14 protein-coding genes are annotated in these 17,983 nt (G+C 57.4%); 4 read left to right on the forward strand and 10 right to left on the reverse strand.

All coding sequences use genetic code 11. The annotated features are described in order from the left end of the window. Nucleotides 1-36: 36 nt before the first annotated feature. The 10 genes from M0G74_RS02025 to dnaX form a co-directional block, all read right to left on the reverse strand. The gene (locus M0G74_RS02025) at nucleotides 37-1,218 is read right to left on the reverse strand and encodes a VWA domain-containing protein (RefSeq protein ID WP_248213734.1); all 1,182 of its coding nucleotides are present in this window, start codon (nucleotides 1,216-1,218) and stop codon (nucleotides 37-39) included. Between the two features lie 173 nt (nucleotides 1,219-1,391). Continuing rightward, nucleotides 1,392-2,237 carry a MoxR family ATPase gene (locus M0G74_RS02030; RefSeq protein ID WP_160152691.1) on the reverse strand — a complete coding sequence of 282 codons (846 nt, stop codon included), beginning with the start codon at nucleotides 2,235-2,237 and terminating at the stop codon, nucleotides 1,392-1,394. A 195-nt stretch (nucleotides 2,238-2,432) separates the two neighbouring features. Then, complete coding sequence (locus tag M0G74_RS02035) at nucleotides 2,433-3,113, reverse strand: YEATS-associated helix-containing protein (protein WP_160152690.1); 681 nt, start codon at nucleotides 3,111-3,113, stop codon at nucleotides 2,433-2,435. A 317-nt stretch (nucleotides 3,114-3,430) separates the two neighbouring features. After that, nucleotides 3,431-3,796, reverse strand: a complete 366-nt coding sequence (locus tag M0G74_RS02040) for a hypothetical protein (protein ID WP_248213735.1) — start codon at nucleotides 3,794-3,796, stop codon at nucleotides 3,431-3,433. 126 nt (nucleotides 3,797-3,922) lie between these two features. Further along, nucleotides 3,923-4,375 carry a YcgN family cysteine cluster protein gene (locus tag M0G74_RS02045; protein ID WP_348983677.1) on the reverse strand — a complete coding sequence of 151 codons (453 nt, stop codon included), beginning with the start codon at nucleotides 4,373-4,375 and terminating at the stop codon, nucleotides 3,923-3,925. A 45-nt stretch (nucleotides 4,376-4,420) separates the two neighbouring features. Beyond that, on the reverse strand, nucleotides 4,421-4,735 hold the full coding sequence (locus tag M0G74_RS02050; protein WP_236250591.1) for a YcgL domain-containing protein: 315 nt from the start codon (nucleotides 4,733-4,735) through the stop codon (nucleotides 4,421-4,423). Next, nucleotides 4,735-5,886 (reverse strand): ribonuclease D, encoded by a 1,152-nt coding sequence (rnd, locus tag M0G74_RS02055; RefSeq protein ID WP_248213736.1) that lies wholly within the window; start codon nucleotides 5,884-5,886, stop codon nucleotides 4,735-4,737. The genes M0G74_RS02050 and rnd overlap by 1 nt, the downstream gene beginning before the upstream one ends. Before the next feature lie 44 nt (nucleotides 5,887-5,930). Then, nucleotides 5,931-6,533, reverse strand: a complete 603-nt coding sequence (recR, locus tag M0G74_RS02060; protein WP_248213738.1) for a recombination mediator RecR — start codon at nucleotides 6,531-6,533, stop codon at nucleotides 5,931-5,933. A gap of 107 nt (nucleotides 6,534-6,640) precedes the next feature. Then, nucleotides 6,641-6,988 carry a YbaB/EbfC family nucleoid-associated protein gene (locus M0G74_RS02065; protein WP_248215291.1) on the reverse strand — a complete coding sequence of 116 codons (348 nt, stop codon included), beginning with the start codon at nucleotides 6,986-6,988 and terminating at the stop codon, nucleotides 6,641-6,643. Nucleotides 6,989-7,068: 80 nt separating this feature from the next. After that, complete coding sequence (gene dnaX, locus M0G74_RS02070) at nucleotides 7,069-9,378, reverse strand: DNA polymerase III subunit gamma/tau (RefSeq protein ID WP_248213740.1); 2,310 nt, start codon at nucleotides 9,376-9,378, stop codon at nucleotides 7,069-7,071. 394 nt (nucleotides 9,379-9,772) lie between these two features. Here dnaX and M0G74_RS02075 point away from each other — a divergent pair, with 394 nt between their 5' ends. The 4 genes from M0G74_RS02075 to M0G74_RS02090 all read left to right on the forward strand — a co-directional run bounded on the left by M0G74_RS02075 (nucleotide 9,773) and on the right by M0G74_RS02090 (nucleotide 17,943). Then, on the forward strand, nucleotides 9,773-10,303 hold the full coding sequence (locus tag M0G74_RS02075) for an RNA polymerase sigma factor (protein ID WP_248213742.1): 531 nt from the start codon (nucleotides 9,773-9,775) through the stop codon (nucleotides 10,301-10,303). Between the two features lie 421 nt (nucleotides 10,304-10,724). Continuing rightward, a complete protein-coding gene (locus M0G74_RS18325) occupies nucleotides 10,725-11,807 on the forward strand; it encodes a FecR family protein (protein ID WP_248213745.1) in 1,083 nt (360 codons plus the stop codon). Between the two features lie 218 nt (nucleotides 11,808-12,025). After that, complete coding sequence (locus tag M0G74_RS02085) at nucleotides 12,026-14,833, forward strand: TonB-dependent receptor (protein WP_248213746.1); 2,808 nt, start codon at nucleotides 12,026-12,028, stop codon at nucleotides 14,831-14,833. Between the two features lie 332 nt (nucleotides 14,834-15,165). After that, complete coding sequence (locus tag M0G74_RS02090) at nucleotides 15,166-17,943, forward strand: TonB-dependent receptor (protein WP_248213747.1); 2,778 nt, start codon at nucleotides 15,166-15,168, stop codon at nucleotides 17,941-17,943. Nucleotides 17,944-17,983: the final 40 nt, after the last annotated feature.

A 17,983-nucleotide genomic window follows, 5' to 3' on the forward strand; every position in this document is an offset into this window, starting at 1 on the left:
CCTCTCACCTCGGCAGCCTGAATTAACTGCCCCGACCTAGCGCCCCTTCACCAGATACGCAATCGCCCTGTCCAGCCCCTCGATGGTCATCGGGTACATATGCCCATCCACCAGTTTCCGGGCCATACCAATGCTTGCGGTGTATTGCCAGTATTCCTCTGCAGTAGGATTGAGCCAGATCAGTTTATCGTAGACATTCGTCACCCGCTCCATCCAGGCAGCACCGGGCTCTTCGTTCATATGCTCGACACTGCCAAAGCGGCTGGTAATTTCGTAAGGCGCCATGGACGCATCACCGACGAAAATGACCTTATAATCCTTGCCGTAAGTACGCAGCACTTCCACCAGCGGCGTCGACTCACTATAGCGGCGGTGATTGTCCTTCCACACATGCTCATATATGAAATTGTGGAAATAGAAATATTCCAGGTGCTTGAACTCACTGCGGCAGGCTGAAAACAGTTCTTCGCATTGTTTGACATAGGGATCCATGGAACCGCCCACATCGAAAAAAATCAGCACCTTCACCGCATTGTGCCGCTCCGGCACCATCTTGATATCCAGCAATCCGGCATTGCGGGCAGTGGAACGGATAGTGTCGTTGAGGTCCAACTCTTCCGCCGCACCAGTGCGGGCGAACTTTCGGAGCTTGCGCAGTGCCACCTGAATATTGCGAGTGCCCAGGCTGATACTGTCATCGAGATTGCGAAACTGGCGCTTCTCCCACACCTTGGAAGCCGACTTGTTACGGCTCTTGCCACCCACACGAATACCACCCGGGTGATAGCCACTGTTGCCAAATGGACTGGTACCACCGGTACCTATCCACTTGTTACCCCCACTGTGCCGCTCCTTCTGTTCCTCCAAACGCTTCTTGAATTCCTCCAGCAGCTTTTCCAGGCCGCCCATGGATTCAATCTTCGCCTTCTCCTCCTCACTGAGCTGCTTCATAAACTCCGCCCGCAACCAATCCTCCGGAATCATCTGTTCCAGAATATCGTCGAGGGTTTCCAGTTCTTTAAAGTAGGCAGCGAAAGCGCGATCGAATTTATCGAAGTGCTTTTCGTCCTTGATCAGGCAAGTACGAGCCAGGAAATAAAATTCGTCCAGGTTGGCATAGACAAGACGCTGCTGCAGGGCTTCCAGCAACGAGAGCAGCTCGGTAATGGAAACTGGAAGGCTATGGCGGCGAAGGTTCAGGAAAAATCCGATGAGCATAAGCTGTGCTCGATAAAGATGAGAATTTCAGGGCGAAGGTAGTGGTGGCGGGTGAAGGTTTGCGAAACCTTCTGCGAGAGGGACCTCGCAGAAGAGCCCCCATGGATGGGTTCACGGCGTGTTTCGCAAACCTTCACCCGCCAGCACTACCGCCACCACACTAGCTGATACTGTTACCGGTTCTCTCGGCGCGCCATAAATGCAAGACGCTCTAACATATGCACGTCCTGCTCATTTTTAAGTAACGCGCCGTACAAAGGCGGGATCGCCGAAGTCGCATCGCGATTTTTCAGTACCTCCTCGGGAATATCATCCGCCAGCAACAGCTTCAACCAATCAATCAGCTCGGAAGTCGAAGGCTTTTTCTTCAGCCCCGGCACCTCGCGGATCTGGAAAAACACATCCATCGCCTCCGCCACCAACTGCTGCTTGATCCCCGGATAATGCACATCCACGATCTTCTGCATCGTCGCCCGATCCGGGAAACTGATGTAATGGAAAAAGCAGCGACGCAAAAATGCATCCGGCAGCTCTTTTTCATTGTTCGAAGTAATGATCACGATGGGACGATGCTTGGCCGTGATCGTCTCGCCCGTCTCGTACACAAAAAACTGCATACGATCGATTTCCACCAGCAAATCATTGGGAAACTCGATATCCGCCTTATCGATCTCATCAATCAGCAGCACCACCCGCTCATCCGCGTCAAACGCCTCCCAGAGCTTGCCCTTCTTGATGTAATTACCAATATCGTGCACCCGGTCCACCCCCAGCTGCGAATCGCGCAGGCGGGACACCGCATCGTACTCATACAGGCCCTGTTGCGCCTTGGTCGTGGACTTGATGTGCCACTGAATCAGCTTCAGGCCGAGACTGCTGGCCACCTCTTCTGCCAACAGGGTTTTCCCGGTACCGGGCTCCCCCTTGATCAGCAGCGGACGCTGCAGGGTAACCGCCGCATCCACCGCCATCTGCAGATCGTCGGTGGCGACATAACTGTCGGTTCCGGTGAATTTCATGGCTGCTCCGAATGTTATCGATCGAAAAACACCCATGGTAAAGGATGCCGCGAAAACGGCCAAAGGCGGAATCTGTCAGATTGAATGACGGCAGCGGCCGCACCCCAACTGAATGCGACCAAATAAATAAATGCAGTCATAAACTGCAAGGAAAAACGAAGAAGCCCCGAAAAGAAGAGCGGTGCAGAGACCCGATCAAGCCACCTGGGTGCGGCGGCGACGCACTACCTGACGCCCCTTATCGGTAATGTACCAGCGGATGCCCAGGTGGCTGTGGATCTTGCCCACCATCTCCAGCACCAACAGGCTGTTGAGCGCGCGGGCAATGGAATTGGATTCCATATTACCCTCGTGGGCCATTCCAGCCAGGGAGCGAAAAACACAGTCCCCGGTATTGAGCAGGCTCAACACATGCAACGCGTTGTCGTCCAGCTTGCGGATCTGGTTAAAGTCCAGCGTCGGTCCCTGATCCGGGTCACCCTCAATCTCGTGCTCCAGCAGCGGCATCATTTCCAGCTGCATCGCACGAATCTCCTGCTCCAGGTTCTCGACCCGCGCTCGCGCAATACTGGCATCCCGCAACTGACGGCGGGCCGCATTGAAGACGAACATACGAGAAGCAATCGCTGCAAGAAGGCAGTAACCGGTAAAGATCAGCAGACGGGACGGGTCCCCCTGAATTTCAATCAGCAGGTCACTCTGGGTGAACTTGAGGAAAATTGGCACCATCAAGGCGCCACACAACCCCATGATCAGGCAGCGGGCAAGGCCAGCAGGATCTTCCTCGGTGAACAGCATCTGGTAGTAGTTGACCAGGCCACCGAGAATACCGGAGACCAGCATGACAGCGGTCAGAATTAGCAGGTGGTCGAGCATCCCTGTCCCTTCATTCAGCGCACGGCTAATAGCGCGCAGTTAACGCCACTGCTGGCACTTCTTGTGTTTTGTCGGTTATGTAAATCGCGAGTTGTGCGTCCTGGCGCTTTAGTGTGCCATTCGGCGCCATGCAGCCATTGCCTCAAGATAGCGAGGGTTTGTTGCGGGCTCTATTAGATATAGCAGTAACCGGGAAAATCGGCCGCAGCGGGATAGGATTGAACAATGGGATTGGCGCCTCCCTCTACCTCAGTTACCTCAATAGTAGGCAGGCGCATAATTCTCAGGCGTAACGCCCGGTGATTGGAGACAGAAACTCAGTACTGGTCACTCTCCGTCATAGGGCGATCTTTACGGCGCCGCACCATCAGGGTAATGATCCCGACAATCAACATCACTGCGAAGGCACCACCCCCGGCAAAGACCAGGCTGGCAGCCACTTCCGGCGACGCGCCCTCTTCCTCAAAAATGGTCTGATAAACAAACAGCGGCAACAGTGGTGTCAGGGGACCATCCTCCATGCTCCCGCGGGCGGGAACCAGTAACAGAGTTGCCGCTTCCAGTAATAACAGATTGCGCACCCAGGACCACCCCCAGTTCCGCATAAACCACCAGCCCGCCACCAGCAGAACCAGTACCCCACCGGCGTAAACCGCCCAGGCAATTTTAAATTCTTCAGCCATTGTATTTTCGCTTTAGTGTTTCACATGAATAGTTAAAACGTTTTTCAATCCCGCGTACTGCCGACGCTAGGCTGCCGGTCAGTCACCCTTTCAGTTATTCCCTCAGTCAGTCCCTCAGTCAGTCCCTCAGTCATCTCCTACCCAGATGACAACATGCTCCTGAAAGTCATCGGGATGCACCTGGGATTCACTGATCACCTGGTCCTGTACGGATATCCCCGCTTTGTGCACAGAATCGGGATCACCGGATACCAGCGGGTGCCAGCTGGCCAGCGGCCGCCCCTCCGCCAGGGTGCGATAAGCGCAAGTAGCGGGCAACCAGGTAAAATTGGCGGCATCTTCCAGTGTCAGCTGAATACAGTCTGGCACCAACTGCTTGCGCCGTGGGTAGTCACTGCACTGGCAAGTGTGTGTATCCAGTAACTTGCAGGAAACACGCGTGGTGTGAACCTCCCCCGTATCTTCATCTTCCAGCCGATGCAGGCAACAACGGCCACAACCGTCGCACAGGGACTCCCACTCCTCCGGTGTCATTTCCGAAAGTGATTTGCGCTGCCAGAATGGCCTCTGGCTTACCACGATTGACTTACCACGAATGCATTACCACTTTCGATTTAACGAATATCACCCACGGGGCAATTTACTATTCTGCGCAGCAATTGCCCGCATTTCGTCGTCAACGACCGGGGGCATCTGCAGATAGTAGCCTTGATCTCGCAGGGCGTTCATGACCTTTTCCACATCTGCGCGCGCAAGCTTGCGCTTCGGTGTTAGCAGAAGCGTGGTGACATGTACCGGCTTGCCGAACAGCGACTGTAATTTTTCTGGAACCCGCGCCATACCCTGGGCCTTATCGACGTACAGGTACATTTCCGCTTCGCGCGGACTGCGGTAAATATCACACAGGGTTTTCACTGAAGAGTTCGCTGAATCGGTCATCAAGAATTTCTCAGGTTGTTCAGTTCTGCCAGCAATGGTTCACCAACCACTGTTTTGCGCCAGCCCAGGAGGCGCCCTTCGAGCTCAGGCGCTTGCGCCTGAACCAGAGTTTCCAGCTCTTTTTTACGCACCAGAATTTCCGAGGGCACTCCGGCCTCTTCCGCCAGCTGAGTCACTTTCGCGCGCAGCAACTTGAGCACTTCACCCTGCTCCCGATTGAGAGGCTCAGGCAGGGGCGCAGGCATATCCTGCCGCTCCGCGGCTGTTGCAATAATCTGCAGCAGGGTCTCGCCATACTTGCGCAGGGTTTTGCCCTCCAGTCCCGGCTGTGCCAGGGTGGCGAGATATTTGGGCATCGCCTGCGCGAGACCAAAGCAGACATTTTCTTTCAACAGGTGATTGCGGGGAATGTCTTGTGCGCGCGCCTCCTGCTCTCGCCAGGTACAGAGATCCTGCAATACAGCGAGCTGCTTCGACCGCAAACGCCAAGCGCCTTTGACCTTGCGATAATAGAGCTCGGGCGGTTCAGGTTCGCGTGCCGCCTGGACGGCAGCGGTGCAGTCTTCCTGCACCCAGTCCAGTCGCCCCTGCTCACGCAATGTCTTCAATAAAATGCCATACACCAGTGGCAGCCAGGCGACATCCAGGGCGGCATAATTTTTCTGTGCTTCGCTCAGGGGGCGCTGCAGCCAGTCCGAGCGGGTTTCACTTTTCGGCAGCTCGACCTGTAGTAGCTGGCTGACGGTTGCGGCATAACCAAGCCCTGCCCCCATCCCGGTAACGGCTGCGGCTACCTGGGTATCAAATATGGGATCGGGAATGGCGCCCAGCAGGCGATCCAGGGTTTCCAGGTCCTCGCTACAGGAGTGCATGATTTTGACCACGCGGGTATCCAGCAGTAGTTCGCGCAGTGGAGCGAGATCCTCAATGGCGAGGTTATCGATCAGGTAACAGTGTTTACCATCTCCCACCTGCACCAGTGCCGGCAGCGGGTAAAAAGTACGGCTGCGCATGAACTCTGTATCCAGCGCGACGGCGCTCTGGGTGCGCCAGCGCGCGCAAAGCGCTGCCAGCTCTTCGCCACTATCGACCCAAATTGGTGTGGTATCCACCAGGCTTTTACTCCCGGTGCTTTTGAATTGCTCAGACATCAATCGTCCAGATTTTGATTTTTCATACTCAGGCTACGTCAAGGTCACAGCGTGGTACGACTGTTAAAGGCATGGGCCAGTGTGCCGCCGTCGATATATTCCAGTTCCCCACCAATGGGCACGCCGTGGGCGATGCGACTAACAGCAACACCTTTGGCCCGGGCGCGCTCAGCAATAAACTGCGCCGTCGCCTCTCCCTCCACTGTGGGGTTGGTGGCAACGATCAACTCGCGAATGCCACCGTCCTCTTTCTCACTCAAGCGCTCACCCAATAGATCCAGTCCCAGATCCGCAGGGCCCACTCCATCAATAGGTGACAGGTGGCCGTGAAGGACAAAGTAAAGGCCGTGATAATTACCTGCCTGCTCAATCGCCAGGACGTCGGCCGGAGTCTCCACCACACACAGCATGGTGTGATCCCGGCGACTGTTCGCGCACAGGGTGCACACGGTCAGTTCCGTGAGCGTACGGCAGCGGGTGCAGCGGCCGACTTTTTCCACCGCCTGGGCCAGAGAGCTGGCCAGTAAGCCGGCGGCATCGCGGTCTTTTTCCAGCAGGTACATGGCCATGCGCTGGGCGGATTTGGGGCCGACGCCAGGCAGGCAGCGCAGTGCGCGAATCAGGTCTTCTATCAGGGGGCTGAACATGGTCGTTGTTCGGTACCTGTTTGGATAAAACAAAGGGCTCCATACAGAGCCCCGGAATCGTTGCGACAGCGCCTGCTTTTCACAGGCCGCCGTCAATACAGGCTGATTTACCCGAAGGGAAATTTGAAGCCTTCAGGTAAGTTCATACCCGCAGCCATACCGCCCATTTGCTCTTTCTGCAATTTTTGCGAGGCATCTTCTACCCGTCGCACCGCGTCATTCACCGCCGCCGCCAACAGATCCTCAAGCATTTCTTTGTCTTCACCCAGAAGGCTCTGGTCAATATTCACGTCCGTCACATCGTGGCGGCCGTTCATGGTGACCTTGACCATACCGGCTCCAGATTCGCCGGTCAGGCGCAGATCGGTTAATTCCTTCTGCATCTTTTCCATGCGCTCTTGCATGTCGGCCTGCATCTTCTGGGCCTGCTGCATCAAATCGCCCAAACCTTTCATCATCGGTATCACCGTTCAATCAATTCATTCAGATATTTCAAATACATAGAGAGCTGGCGGCAATCGCAGAGCGCCCGCATTCAACCGAGATACTCAACAGAGTCCGGAACTAACTGCGCGCCCAATTCGGACTGCAAGTCTTGCACCAGCGGGTCTGCGTTGAGGGCATCCCGGGCAGACAACAACTGTGCTTCACGAGTAGCGGCGATCAGGCGTGCAGGAGTGCCGCCGTGCACTTCACCTATCTGGATCTGCACCGACAGTGGCTGACCGAAAAAGTCACCCAGCACATCGGCGAGCCGGCGCTGGTGCCCCTCGTCGTAGAGGCTGCTGAAAGACTGATCCAGCGTAAATGACAGTATATTGTCCTGTCGCCCCAGTAACTCCAGGTGCGAAGCAATGGAGTGAAGGATACCGGTCACACCGACTTGCGGATACATGGCAGGCCAGCTGCCAGGCGACAGGGCATCCAGCCGGGCTGCAGGCACAGCCTGCTCGGGCTGGGGCGCGGCGACGACCTTCGGACTGGCCACGGGTGCGCTAACCGGTGGTATCGGCGCCGACTCCACTTGTGCCACCTGCTGGCGCAACTGTTCACGCAATGCAGCGCGTGCGTCAGGCTCCGCGGCCTGCTGGTGTTGTGGTGCCGGCTGTTGTGGTACTGGCTGTTGTGGTGCGGGTTCAGGCACAACGGTCGACGGAGCCATGGAAGTGTCAGGCTCAGGGAAGTGCGGCTCCATCGCTGCTGCAGGAGGGGCACTATTTACGAACGCCGGATTCATTGACCCCGAATTGATTAACCCCGAGGTTAACTCCGCGGGCTCAACACTTGCCGGCTCATTTGCCTGCACAGGTGCCTGCATAGGTGCCGCTACAACTGGCGACTCACAGGCAGGCGCTTCCGCCGCAACACTGTGCGGCGCCGATTCAGGTTCCGGCTTTTTTCCGCCGTGCTCCTCGAATTGCGCTCCGCTTTGTTCTCCGTTTTGCGCGCCAGGCTGTTCCCACCGGGTGCCCTCTGGGCCCGGCTCTGATGGTGATACCTGAGGGGCAGTGGGAGCCGCTGGCTGCGGATCATCGGACCAGGGCGGCGCATCATCGACCGGAGGAGCGGACTCTGCAGCCGCGGTGTCCGCGACCTGAGGCTCAGAATGCTGTGGAACAGCCACTGGTGAACTAGCCTCGGGCTGCTGTGGCACCTGAGCCGCTACCGGATTTGTAGCCGCAGCCGGCACCTGTGGAGAGGCCTGAGACACCTGAGCTGCCCCCTGCCCCGCCAGGCTGGCGGTTGGAATATTTGCAACCCCCTGGGGCTTGAAGGCGAGCATGCGCAACAGGGCCATCTCGAAGCCTCCCCGGGGCTCCGGAGCCAGCGGCAGGTCGCGGCGCGCCAGCAGTGCCATCTGATAAAACAGCTGGATATTCTCACCGGGAATGGCGGCGGCATGCTGCGTCAGCAATTCGGCATCCCCCAATGCGTTATCAACCGCTTGCGGCAACACCTGGGCAATCGCGATGCGGTGCAATATGGCGGCAAGTTCAGCCAGCGCCGCACTGTAATCCGGCGCCTGCTGGGAAAGTTCATCCACCGCCGCAAACAGCGCAGATGGATTTTCATCCGCCAGCGCCTGTACCAACTTCCACACCAGAGTACTGTCGAGCGTGCCGAGCATGGCCCGCACTTCCGCTTCACTGATCTTGCCGCCACCGAAGGCAATGGCCTGATCGGTAAGACTCATGGCATCGCGCATACTGCCGTCAGCAGCGCGCCCCAGATGCCAGAGGGCAGCCTCTTCAAAGGGCACCAGCTCTTTTTCCAGTACAAAACGCAGGTGCTCAACCACCCGCTCCGGGCTCATATTCTTGAGGTTGAACTGCAGGCAGCGGGACAACACCGTCACCGGCAACTTTTGCGGATCGGTGGTGGCCAGCAGGAATTTAACGTGGGGCGGCGGCTCTTCCAGGGTCTTCAACAGGGCGTTGAAGGAACTGTTGGAGAGCATGTGCACCTCGTCGATGAGGTACACCTTGTAGCGGCCCCTTGTCGGCGCATACTGGACATTCTCCAGCAGCTCGCGGGTATCTTCCACTTTGGTACGGGAAGCCGCATCCACTTCAATCAGGTCAACAAAGCGCCCGTCGGCGATCTCACTACAAACCGAACACTGGCCACAGGGCTCAGAGCTGACGCCCGTCTCACAGTTCAGGCACTTGGCGAGAATCCGTGCAATGGTGGTCTTGCCCACCCCGCGGGTACCGGCAAACAGATAGGCATGGTGCAGGCGATTGTTGTCCAGGGCATTGATCAGCGCCTGAAGCACATGCTCCTGCCCAACCATCTCCCGGAACAACCGCGGCCGCCACTTGCGCGCCAGTACTTGATAACTCATTCGCTCTCCGCACCCTGGGAGGTGCCCTGATTAATACGTAAGGGGCCTGCACTGCCAGCAGAACTGGAACGTAACATTTGGTCACACCAGTATTTTCCGACAGTGGGCTCGATATTGTCGACATTGAACACCGAGAAGCCGGCCATTATACCGGCATCACCGCACAGGAATAGACACCCGCCAATCTCACGGTCGACGTGGACTTAGCCGCCAAAAAAATGAGGATTTGGGCCGATGAGTCACTTTATCGTGCCAAAACGACCACTCGTCGATTGCTATCCGCCTGTGTTATAACTTGCCGAGCTCGAATAAAAGCAATGCAAAACAACGCAAAACAACTACAACAAACGCTAAGAACAACCACAAAGAGCGCTGTACGGGACCCCGCTAACTAATGAATAGAGCCCGGAAGACACTTCTGGAGAAGCTGTTTGCCGATCACGGCCAGGCACTGGTGCGCTTTGTCACCCGCATCGTGCGCAGCACCGAAGACGCCGAAGATATCGCCCAGCACGCCTACTTACGCCTGCAAAAGCTCAGCGACGAGAAGGACCTGGAGAACCCCCGCGCCTACCTGTTTCAAATTGCCAACAATCTGGCGGTGGACCAACTGCGCCGGGGCAAGCTGCACATTGAGTACATCAATCAACAGCTGCCCGCTGAGGGTGCAACCACGATGGACGACGACCATGCCGACCATCAGTCCCCCGAGCGGGTACTGGCTGCCCGACAACAACTCCAGGCCATCCACCAGGCCATGGACAGCCTCCCCCTGAAATGCCGCCAGGCTTTTCTCCTGCACAGAAGCCGGGGCCTCTCCTATTCCGAGATTGCCCAGGAAATGAACATTTCCGTCAGCAGCGTCGAGAAATACATACTGCAGGCCCTCAAAGCCTGCCGCCAAAAAGCCGGGAACCTTTCCTGAGTTTCTGATTCATAGCAACTCATACCGGAGGTAAATCCCGCGCGCACCGCCCCCTGCGCCACCTTGGTGCGCCAGCCCTACAGAGCGCACCGCCCTGCAACAAAAAAAATGATTATTTATTGAGGTAGCGGGGCAATCGCTCGTCTTGTATATGAGTGGCGGTATCCAATTAAGAAATGACGGACTCCGCGAGAAATATGTGCTAAATTTTGCGTCGATTTATCGCAATTATTGCACAGGACGACCGGACGTGTTGTTTTGAGCGCCCCAACCCAGCACCAGATTAGTGCATTCAGTATCAAAAAGCATAGAATGTGCCGATACTGCAGAGAGTACCAATGGTGCCGACTGGAATAAACCGCTCGAAAGACAACTCTGGCAGGCAGATCGACAGGTTATTGGAAAACAAGGTATTAGTGCGGTGAACCCTCAGGAAGTACAAGAAGAACCAACGGAAGACAGGCTTGACCAGGCGTGTGCCTGGATCGCGCGCCTGCGTTCCGATGCGCTCAGCAATGCTGACCGCCGCACTTTTGCCCAATGGATGTCCGATTCCCCAGCCAACCGCCAGGCATTTGATGAAATGGCGGAGCTCTGGGGCGACCTTGGTGTTCTCGCCCACCTGCCTCTCGACGACCTTTACCCCGAGAGTGTTCCCAGCGCCCAGCATCGCGCGCAAGCGCGGGATGGCCAGCCAAGCGCCAAACGCCCGGCCAAGAATGAAAACACTGATACCCAAATTGATACCGGCTGGAACCTGCCCCAGTGGCTGATGGGCGGAAGCGCCGTTGCGGCCTGCCTGGGTGTTGCCCTGTGGATTGGCAACCAGTGGCTGCAGCAAGCACCGGTTCAGCAGCAAATGTATACCACGGCTATTGGTGAAACCCGCACCATTGATCTCGCCGATGGCTCCAAAGTACAACTGAATACCAATTCCGAGCTGATCGTTAACTTCAGCCGGGAAGAGCGCCGTACCCAGTTACTCCGCGGTGAAGCCTACTTTGATGTCGCCCGCCAGACCTCCCGCCCCTTCACTGTGGCAGCGGGTAGCGCCAATATCCGCGTGCTGGGCACCCAGTTCAATGTAGAACGCAACCCGGAGAATACCCGCGTTTCTGTGACCGGCGGCGTTGTCGCTGTCAGCGAATCGCAAACCGCCAGCGGTCTGCAGCCAGAATCCGTGAAACTCACCCGCAACCAAAAGGTCAGCGTTTCTAATAGCGGCCTGTCCGATGTGGCCCGCACCTCCCCGGAAGAAGCGCTGGACTGGACTCAGGGCCAGCTGGTGTTTGAGGAAACCCCGCTGAGCGAAGCACTGGAAGAACTCAACCGCTACCTCAAAGTGCCGGTGGCCGCGGCCCCCGGTGTCAGTGACCGCACACTGTCCGGCACCTTTGAGCTGACCGACCCGGAAAACACCCTCGCGGCCATCGCCGCAGCGCTGGATTTGGACCAGGATCACAGCGACCCCAACCTGACTCTCTTGTCACCCAAGCCCAACTGAGATATAAATCCCGCCTTGGGTGATCGTTCTTTTTTTAGCCAAAAGCTGACTGGCACCCACCAACACTAACAAGTAAAAGCCGCCGCCTTGAGTCGCTGATCGCGCTGCAGGCGCGGGTGGGATGAGCTGATTTGAATTTCCGGCGCTGGGCTCCACTGTCACTGTCTGGATTGCTGGCCCTCTCAGAGGGTACTGCGGCCGCCTGCCCGGAATCTGGCGTGCAACTTTCCGCCGGCAGCCTCTCCCAAGCTCTGATCAGTCTCGGACGCCAATGCCGTGTGTCCCTGGTGGTCCAGGCCGACAACGCCGCGTCCATAATTATTCCCGAACGACAGCTGGATACTCCGGACGGCAGCATTGCCCCGGCCCTGCAACAGCTGCTCGACAAAACCCCGCTGACGTTTACCCACACTGGCACCAATGCGGTCGCCATCGTGGAGAGAAAAGCTGAACCCGCGGAAAGTACTACCTCCGCACCCCCGCTACCCGCTGAAGAAATCATTGTCACCGGGCAAAGCCTGACCGGTAGCCACCTGCGCCACCTGAAAATGGACAGCTACGCACCTATTGATGTACTGGCCCAGCCAGAACTCGAAATTACCGGCGCCCAGACAATTTCGGAATTGCTGAAGTATTTACCAGCGGTATCCGGCAACTCCACCAGTACATCGGTAACCAACGGCGGTAACGGCACGGCGACGGTGACCCTGCGGGGGCTTCCCGCGAGCAACACGCTGGTACTGATCAACGGCCGGCGCATCGTCAACAATGGCTTTGGCGGTGAAGCCGCCGACCTCAACACCATCCCGCTGTCTGCGGTGGACCGGATTGAAATACTGAAAGATGGCGCCTCTGCAGTGTACGGCTCCGATGCCATCGCCGGAGTGGTCAATATCATTCTGCGCCGGGACTTTGATGGTCTCTCGGTCAATACCTATCACGGACAATCGAGCCGCAACGATCAGCAAACCGACTCTTATAGCATCACCTGGGGCGGCGGCGACGAAGACAGCCACCTGATGTTCAGCCTGGCGCATTACCGCCAGGGGGAAATTCTCAGCCGTGACCGCGATCTGTCAGCTTCCGCCGACAACCGCAGCCGCGGTGGCACCGACCTGCGCTCATCCGCATCCCCGCAGGGTTATATCGCCCTCGCCGATGAGGTGGTCACCAACACCGAAGATGGGGTGCGCCCCTGGACCCTGGACGACCTGTACAACTTCCGTGAGTACACCTCGGCCCTGGTGCCCTCGGAGCGACAGTCCTTCTATCTGGCTGGCAACCACCTGCTCAGCGAAGAAGTGGAAGCCTTTACGGAAATCATGGCGGTTCGCACCCGCTCCGAATCCACCATGGCGCCGACACCGGTCTTTACCCGCTTTGACAATGGCGACCTGACGATCGCTGCCGATCAAATCCACAATCCATTTGGGGAGGAGATTACCGATGTGCGCAAGCGGGTGCTGGAACTGGGGCCGAGGGTACAAAACAACGGCACCGATACCTGGCGTGTGAATACGGGGCTAAAGGGCGTCGTCGATGCCTGGCAATGGGAACTGACTGCCGCCGCGCATTACACCCACGCCCAGGAATCCCTCAATAACCTGATGGACCCCAACCGACTTTCCTCGGCACTCAAGGGCCCTGATATCTGCTCGCTCGATTCAGGCTGTGTGCCGGTCAACCTGCTGGGCAGTACCGGCAGCATTGATCAGGCACAATTGGATTACATCCGCGGAACAAACCACGTGGATGGCACCAGCCGCATGAACTCCCTCACCTATATTGCCAATGGCCCCCTGAGCAAGAATGCTGCCGGCGACATTCTCGCAGCGGCCGGGGTCGAGGTGCGTCGGGAGGCAATCGATTTCACCTCAACAGATGCCAACGGCTCTTCTCTGATCGGGGGTATCGCCTCTGGCGCCGCCGAAGGTAAACGACTGATCGGTGAAGCTTTTGCAGAAATTTCGCTACCGCTGCGCGCCGACAGCTTGTGGCTGGATGGCGCCGTGCGCTATTCCGATTACAGCGACTTCGGCAATACCGCCAACCCCAAAATGGCACTTCGCTGGCGCCCGTGGCCGACCATGCTCGTTCGCGCCAGTTATGCCACCGGCTTCAAGGCGCCTACACTGGTCGACATGAACCAGACCGGGTACCAGAGCCAGGAATTCCTGTTTGACCCCTGCACCAACAGTAACGCCAACCAGCTCCCCGGCTGCAATGGCCGCGCGGACCAGGCCCGCATCCAGTATTTGACCGAATTCGGCGGCAACCCGGAGCTGCAACCGGAGACTTCTGACAACCGTTCACTGGGATTCGTGTGGACACCGGGGGACTTTACCGGATTCCAGGCCAGCCTGGATTTCTTCGAAATTCGCCAGAACGACGTCATCGACACCAGCCCGCAGTATCTGATCAACCAGAATGCGAACAACGGCCTGTTCAGTGATCGTGTGCTGCGGGATAGTCGTGGCGACATCACCCGCATCGTCGCCACCCGTCTCAATATCGGCGCCCGGGAAGTACGTGGCCTGGACAGTACCTTGCGATACCAGCACCAGTCGCGAGAGCTCGGCCTGATTCGCTGGTCCATGAATAGCAGCTACATGGCGAGCTACCTGAACCAGCTTGCCCCCGGCAGCCCCATCGAAGACCTGGCCGGTACCTTTGCCGACTCGGCCAGTGGCGGTGCGGGCTCACTGCCGCAATGGAAAGCCAATACGGGAATTTACTGGCAGCGGGGTCGCTGGGAGGGCGGTTATACCCTTCACTATGTCAGCGACCTCAATGAAAACTTTACCCTGGATGATCAATCGGTAACGCGCACTATCCACAGCTGGTCCACCCACGACATGCAACTCGCCTACGCGATCCCCAGCGGTTATCGCTTTGCCATTGGCATCGATAACGTATTCGACAATGCCCCACCTTTTGCCGCATCAGCGTTCAATGACAATTTTGATGCGCGCACCTACGACCTTACCGGCCGCTACTGGTACACCACCTTCAGTTTCAATATGTGAAGCAGCCGGTGCCAATCGGTTTTCCCCTTTCCGGTTTCCACTCTATTCTGATTCCATCGCCCCCATGACCCGGGTCACCACCAATTCGCAACTGTCGCACGACACCCACCTCCGAGCAGCAACCAGCGCACACACTGTTCGCCATTTTCCCCTCCCCTGACGTCGCAATTGGCACAATTGAACCAAAGGCGCAATTTCATTCACGAATAACCTTGAACTGAGAAAAATTGTTCTAGGGTTGTTAGCAAGCCTCTTGTTGATAGAAGTAAGCAGTTGTCAGGGAGGGCATGGCCAAATTCGGCGAACATTACCGGTATCAGGAGAGGTATACCATGGACAAAACCCGTCTTTCTCGGGCAATTAAGGGCGCAATCGCGGCAGCTGCGGTTTCATCGAGTTTTTCCTCCATATCTTTTGCCCAGGATACTCAGGCACAGGTAGAGGAAATTGTCGTCACCGGTTCTCGCATCCAACGTGCGACAGATGCCAATAGCGCCACTCCCATCAGCGTGTTTGACGCCGCTCAGTTAGAGCAGTCCGGTCAAACCACCCTGGAAGACTTCCTGCAAAATATTCCGTCAATGACAGGTGGTCAGCTGGGCTCGTCAGTGAACAACGGCAGCGCCGGTCTGGCCACCGCTTCTCTGCGCGGTCTTGGCTCTTCCCGCACCCTGATCCTAATGAACGGCCGCCGCCTAAGCTCTTCAGGCGGCGCTACCGGTGTCGTCGACCTGAACACCATTCCCACGTCCATCATCGAGCGTGTAGAAATTCTGCGTGACGGTGCATCAACCATTTACGGTTCCGACGCCATCGCCGGGGTTATCAACATCATCACCAAGAAAGGATTTGAGGGTGCCGAGCTCACCTTCGACTACGGCTCCTCTACGCATGGGGACGGCGACGAATACCTTGCGGCGATGACCATTGGTACCGGTAACGACAAAGGCCACGTAATGATGAACGCGCAATACACCAAGCGCGAAGAGATTGGCCAAGGGGATCGTCGCTTCTCGGAGTGCCCGCTTCGGGAAATTGGCGGCAGGATAGTTTGTGGTGGTAGTTCCACAACCACCCCCGCACGCTTCTCACCTGAATCCAATTCAGACCAGCTGATTGTTGACCCCGTTACCGGCGTGGTTCGGAATTTCAATGCCGCGACGGATGCCTACAACTTTGCCGATGCCAGCTACCTGTCGACGCCACAAGAAGTCGCCTCTATTTATGGGTACGGCAGCTATGAGCTGTACGACTGGAAAGATGTGACCACTTTCCGTGGCTTCAGCGAGCTTTCATTCGTCAACCGCCGCTCCGATCAATTGATGGCCGCAGAAGGCACATTCTGGGCACCGGAAGTGCCTGTCACCAACCCCTACAATCCTCTGGATGAAACCGTGACAATCGGCCGCCGTCTGGAAGAAACCGGTGGTCGCGCATTTACCCAGGATCTGAACACCTGGCGCGGCGTCATCGGCCTGGAAGGTGAATTCTGTAACGAGTGGACCTGGGATGTGTCCTACAACTACTCGCGCTGGATCGACTCACAAATTGACCGCGGCCGCGGCAATACCGTGCGCTTTGAAAACCTGCTGGACCCGGTAGCCTGTGCCGCCGACCCTGAGTGTGCCGCTGCAGTGGGTGCAACCGGGGTAACTGCCTGGAACCCCTTCGCCTCCGGCACCCTGACACAAGAAATGCAGGACTACGCCCTGGTGACTAACTCGCCAATCGAGCGATCCTCCCTACGCAGCGTACAGGCCAACCTGGTTGGCGACTTCGGCGACTGGAGCCTGGCCAGCGAAGCACCGGCTTGGGCTGTCGGCTACGAGAACCGCGCCGAACGTACCGAAATTGTTCCGGATGGTGCGGCGGAAATTGGCCAGATTTACTTTGTAAACGGCGATGCCTGGGGCGGTAACTATAGCGTCGACGAATTCTACGGCGAGGTGCGAGTCCCGGTTCTGGATGGCCGCCCCTGGGCGCAAGTGCTGGCCTTTGAAGCCTCCTTCCGTTACTCGGATTACAGCACCATCGGCGATGACACCACCTTCGGGGTTGTACTGGAGTACGCACCGCTCGATGAACTGCGCTTCCGGGGCACTTACTCCGAAGGCTTCCGCGCTCCGGGTCTGGACGACCTGTTCCTGACCGCGACTGTCTCTGCGGAAACCTATGCCGACCCCTGTAACGAATACGGCTCAACCGACAGTGCCAACGTACAGGCCAACTGTCAGGCGGACGGCATTGCCCCAGGCACGACCATTGCCTCAACCCAGGCCACCGGCCTGTTTGGCGGCAACCCGGACCTGGAGGCTGAGAAGTCCGAGAGCTACACCCTGGGTATCGTGTGGACCCCCACCTTTACCGATGACATGGGCTTTACCGTCGACTACTTCAATATCAGCATCGATGATGCTATTGGTACCCTGACCACCAATACCATCGTTCAGGGCTGTTACGAAAGCGCCAACTTCAGTTCCCCCCTGTGTGACCTGATCACCGGTGCACCAGCCGTGGGTACCAGCCCATCCGCCGGCGCGCCCACCCGCCGGGCCTCTGACCTGACGATTGCCGGTCAGCTGCTGAACAGCCAGAACGTTGCCACCTTCGAAACCTCCGGTGTCGACCTGGGCTTCGACTACAGCATTGATGCCGGCCCCGGCGTAGTGAGCGTCAACCTCTCGGCAACCTACTTGCACGAGTGGAAGTACCGCGGCAGTGCCGATGACCCGACCATCGACCTGGCCGGCTTCTATGGCGCTGACCCGGTAACGACCGCCATCGTGGCATTCCCAGAGTGGAAGTTCTACGGCACCGTGGGCTATGAGTACGACTGCTGGAGCGCCTTCACCACCGTGCGCATGCTCGGGGAAGTGGATGACTTCGATCCGTCACCCACCGATCTGGCCACCCAAATCGATGCCACCTGGTATCAGGACGTGAACTTCAACTACTTCCGTTGGGAGAACATCACCCTGACCGGCGGTATCCGCAATATGTGGAACCAGCAGCCCCCTTATGTCACCAACAACGATGACATGAACACCCTGATGAGAAGCTACGACACCGTTGGTCGCTTCTTCTACGGCAGTGTGACGCTGCAGTTCTGATCCGCATTACCTCCTCGAAGCCCCGCCATTCTGGTGGGGC

This window comes from Microbulbifer sp. CAU 1566 (genome assembly GCF_023156515.1).
In the GTDB taxonomy this organism is placed as follows: Bacteria; Pseudomonadota; Gammaproteobacteria; order Pseudomonadales; family Cellvibrionaceae; genus Microbulbifer.

Excerpts from the sequence above, each read along its gene's own strand:
- M0G74_RS02035 (WP_160152690.1), bottom strand. The coding sequence starts at position 3,113 with ATGCTCGACCACCTGCTAATTCTGACCGCTGTCATGCTGGTCTCCGGT.
- recR (WP_248213738.1), bottom strand. The coding sequence starts at position 6,533 with ATGTTCAGCCCCCTGATAGAAGACCTGATTCGCGCACTGCGCTGCCTG.
- M0G74_RS02030 (WP_160152691.1), bottom strand. The coding sequence starts at position 2,237 with ATGAAATTCACCGGAACCGACAGTTATGTCGCCACCGACGATCTGCAG.
- M0G74_RS02065 (WP_248215291.1), bottom strand. The coding sequence starts at position 6,988 with ATGAAAGGTTTGGGCGATTTGATGCAGCAGGCCCAGAAGATGCAGGCC.
- dnaX (WP_248213740.1), bottom strand. The coding sequence starts at position 9,378 with ATGAGTTATCAAGTACTGGCGCGCAAGTGGCGGCCGCGGTTGTTCCGG.
- M0G74_RS02050 (WP_236250591.1), bottom strand. The coding sequence starts at position 4,735 with ATGACCGATTCAGCGAACTCTTCAGTGAAAACCCTGTGTGATATTTAC.
- M0G74_RS02025 (WP_248213734.1), bottom strand. The coding sequence starts at position 1,218 with ATGCTCATCGGATTTTTCCTGAACCTTCGCCGCCATAGCCTTCCAGTT.
- M0G74_RS02075 (WP_248213742.1), top strand. The coding sequence starts at position 9,773 with ATGAATAGAGCCCGGAAGACACTTCTGGAGAAGCTGTTTGCCGATCAC.
- M0G74_RS02090 (WP_248213747.1), top strand. The coding sequence starts at position 15,166 with ATGGACAAAACCCGTCTTTCTCGGGCAATTAAGGGCGCAATCGCGGCA.
- M0G74_RS02040 (WP_248213735.1), bottom strand. The coding sequence starts at position 3,796 with ATGGCTGAAGAATTTAAAATTGCCTGGGCGGTTTACGCCGGTGGGGTA.
- rnd (WP_248213736.1), bottom strand. The coding sequence starts at position 5,886 with ATGTCTGAGCAATTCAAAAGCACCGGGAGTAAAAGCCTGGTGGATACC.